General features: G+C 35.7%; 2 protein-coding genes. Both read left to right on the forward strand.

Going from position 1 to position 3,169, the window contains the following annotated elements; genetic code table 11:
* The first annotated feature begins 369 nt into the window (after nucleotides 1-369).
* Nucleotides 370-1,563, forward strand: coding sequence for a nucleotidyltransferase family protein (locus EAI80_RS12550; RefSeq protein ID WP_129982308.1), 1,194 nt, complete (start codon nucleotides 370-372; stop codon nucleotides 1,561-1,563).
* Nucleotides 1,564-1,578: 15 nt separating this feature from the next.
* On the forward strand, nucleotides 1,579-3,033 hold the full coding sequence (locus EAI80_RS12555; protein WP_129982309.1) for an LCP family protein: 1,455 nt from the start codon (nucleotides 1,579-1,581) through the stop codon (nucleotides 3,031-3,033).
* Nucleotides 3,034-3,169 lie beyond the last annotated feature (136 nt).

The following is a 3,169-nucleotide window of genomic DNA, read 5'->3' on the forward strand; positions in this document are numbered from 1 at the left end:
TTTTTATATTGATTTTCAGTAATATGCTTGATTTTAGATGAAAGTTTTATTATTATCATAGTGTTCTTATTGGACAGGATAAGCATTTCGGTGGCCAAACTTCGATGCTTATCCTTTTTTTCTTTCTATAGATTTATTGACCTTAAGAACATGATAAATGATTTATGAAATAAACAAAACAGATAGCGAAAAACTGCCCCTAAAAAGTTTACAGCCCAAAAGCAAAGCCAGGAGTTTATACCCCTGACTTTTTCAAAGCTTGAGTAAACCCCAAGTCTATTTAGTTACTCCTTCTTTTTTGCCTTTTTGCGAAGGTGATTTGCAGTAATTGTATTTTTATTATAAAATAGTCTCATTAGGGGAATTGATATGACAGAAATACAAGAAAAGCTATTAGAAGCATTAAGTGCTTCTTTGAAGGGTGAGAGTGTTGAATGGGAACCACTTTCACAAGAAGATTTATCAGAATTATATAATCTTGCACATATTCATCAAATATTACCTTTGGTTTATGAAGCAGTCTATAAATCTCAGGGTGTGAACCCACAGGTCAAAGCTATTTCTATGCGTGCAGCTATGACTCAGGCACTTTCTACAAGAGATTTCTTACAGCTTGTTAGTAAGATGAATGAAGCAAAACTTTATCCATTAGTGGTAAAGGGTATTATTGCAAGAAAACTTTATCCTATCCCTGATGAAAGAGTATCGGGGGATGAGGACTTATTGATTACTAAAGAATTATTTCCTACTTACCACCAGTTCTTCACTGAACATAATTTAGTGACAGGAGATGATTTAGAACCTTATGAAGTCCCTTATCAGTTAAAGGGAAGTTCACTTTATATAGAACTTCATAAGACACTTTTCCAGGAAGAATCAGTTGCTTATGGGTCATGGAACCAGTTCTTTGAGAAAGCCCATGAGAGACGTACTGTTGAAGTGATAGAGGGTGTGGAAGTATCGACTATGTGTCCAACAGATCATTTCTTATTTCTTATACTTCATGCCTTTAAACACTTCCTTCATAGTGGTGTAGGTATTAGACAGGTCGCAGATATTATGATGTTTGACTCTCACTATGAGATTGATTATGACTCTATTTTTAATGATCTTAAGAAGATTCATCTAGAAGTCTTTGGGGCAACATTATTATCTATTGGTAAGAAGTATTTACACGATGCACCTATTCCAGATAAGTATTTAGAATTAAGTGAGAATATGGACCACTTATTAGAAGATATACTTGATGCAGGGGTATATGGTAATAGTTCTATGAGCCGTAAGCATTCAGCTAATATGACACTCGAAGCGATTACTTTAGATGCACAAGGTAAAAAAGCCCATGCTTCTTTAAGAAGTACACTCTTCCCAAGTCGTAAGGACCTAGTAGGAAGATATCCTTATCTAGAAAAGCATGGTTATTTATTGCCTATTGCATGGTTCTCACGTATAGTGACATATATGAAGGAATCTTCATCAAGAGAAGATAATAAAGCGACAGAGACAATTAAGATAGGGAAAGAACGTGTCGCTTTAATGAAAGAATATAAGATCATCAAATAGAAGTGAGGGACAAAGATGAAGAAAATATTGAATTTCATAACTGATCATCGATTTATTATCGGTATACAGGCAGTATTAAGTATTATACTTGTGGTAAGTATTGCGTTAGTTAATATCTTACCAATGCGTTTCTTAATAGTGATAGGGGCATTCCTTGCAATTCTTACATTACTTATGTATTTATTCGCAAAATCTAGTTCTATTGAGTCTAGAAATGTTCAGATCAGACCACTTATTGGTAAGATTATTTCTGTAGTTATTAGTATCTTCTTACTTGTGTGCTGTGTATTTATTCAAACAGGTAAGGCAGCTGTTAATCAGGTGACAAGTGAATACGATTATGTCACATATTCTCTCGTCGTAAAGAAGGAGAGTCCTTATTATAAGGCTGAAGATATCTTAAATAAGACAGTGGCTTATAATCCTAATGGAACAAAGATCAATAAAGCCTTAGATAAACTAAGTAAAAAAGTATCGAGTTATGGTATTAGTGAATTATATGGTGTAGAAGCCGTTGTGGATGCACTTTATAATAAACAGGCAGATGCCATTCTTATGAATGAAGGATCTCGTACACTCGTGAATGAATACAAAGAGTCATTCAACAAGGATACAAGAGTCATCTGGAACTGTAAGTTTAAATCTTATAATAAGATTAAAGAAGAAAAGACACTCGATATCTTAAAAGATCCGTTCTGCGTTTATATTTCAGGTATTGACTCTCGTGGTAGTGTTCAGGAAGTATCGCGTAGTGACGTTAATATCTTGATGACAATCAATGTCCCTGCTCATCAGGTGCTTGTGACAAGTATTCCTCGTGATGCATGGGTAACTCTTGTCGATGCGAAAGCGAAGGATAAATTAACACATTCTGGCTTAACAGGTACACAGAATACTGTCAAGACTGTAGAAAAGTTCTTAGATGTTGATATCAGCTATTATGCACGTGTGAACTTTGAATCATTGGTTAAAGTTGTAGATGCCTTAGGTGGTATTGATGTTTATTCTGATAAGAACTTAGAAGCCTGGACAGGACAGCCTATTAAAGAAGGCTGGAACCATATGAATGGTCAGATGGCTCTATCATTCTCAAGAGAACGTCATGCTTATACGAGTGGTGATCGTCATAGAGCACAGAACCAGCAGGATGTATTACAGGCTATTATTAAGAAAATGGCTTCTCCTGCCATCATTACTCATTATACGGATATTCTCAATGCGATTGATGGTACATTCGTCACTGATATGCCAATGAATGAAATGGCGCGTGTGGCCAATGATCAGCTTAATACGGGTGCTGAATGGTCATTCCAGAAATCTATGGTATCAGGTAGTGGTAAGATGATGAAGGGTGGTTATTATATGCCTAACACAAACTTGTATTATATGATTCCTGATGAAAATAGCGTTAAACAGAATAAAGAATATATTAAGAAGATGTTGAAGGGTGAAAGCTTCACAGCACAATAAGCAGACTGAGTAAACTGGTTCAAAAGTCAAGGACAGAATGTTGACAGTCCTTGCCAAATGAGCATCACCGTAAGGTGATGCTCTTTTTTTTCGCGCCCTCTATCTCTCTATCTCCACGACGAAAAGAAGTCCTGAT

Source organism: Catenibacterium sp. co_0103, from assembly GCF_004168205.1.
GTDB classification, from domain to species: Bacteria; Bacillota_I; Bacilli_A; order Erysipelotrichales; family Coprobacillaceae; genus Catenibacterium; species Catenibacterium mitsuoka_A.

Bases quoted from the DNA above. Each gene is read 5' to 3' on its own strand.
- EAI80_RS12555 (WP_129982309.1), top strand. From the start codon at position 1,579: ATGAAGAAAATATTGAATTTCATAACTGATCATCGATTTATTATCGGT.
- EAI80_RS12550 (WP_129982308.1), top strand. From the start codon at position 370: ATGACAGAAATACAAGAAAAGCTATTAGAAGCATTAAGTGCTTCTTTG.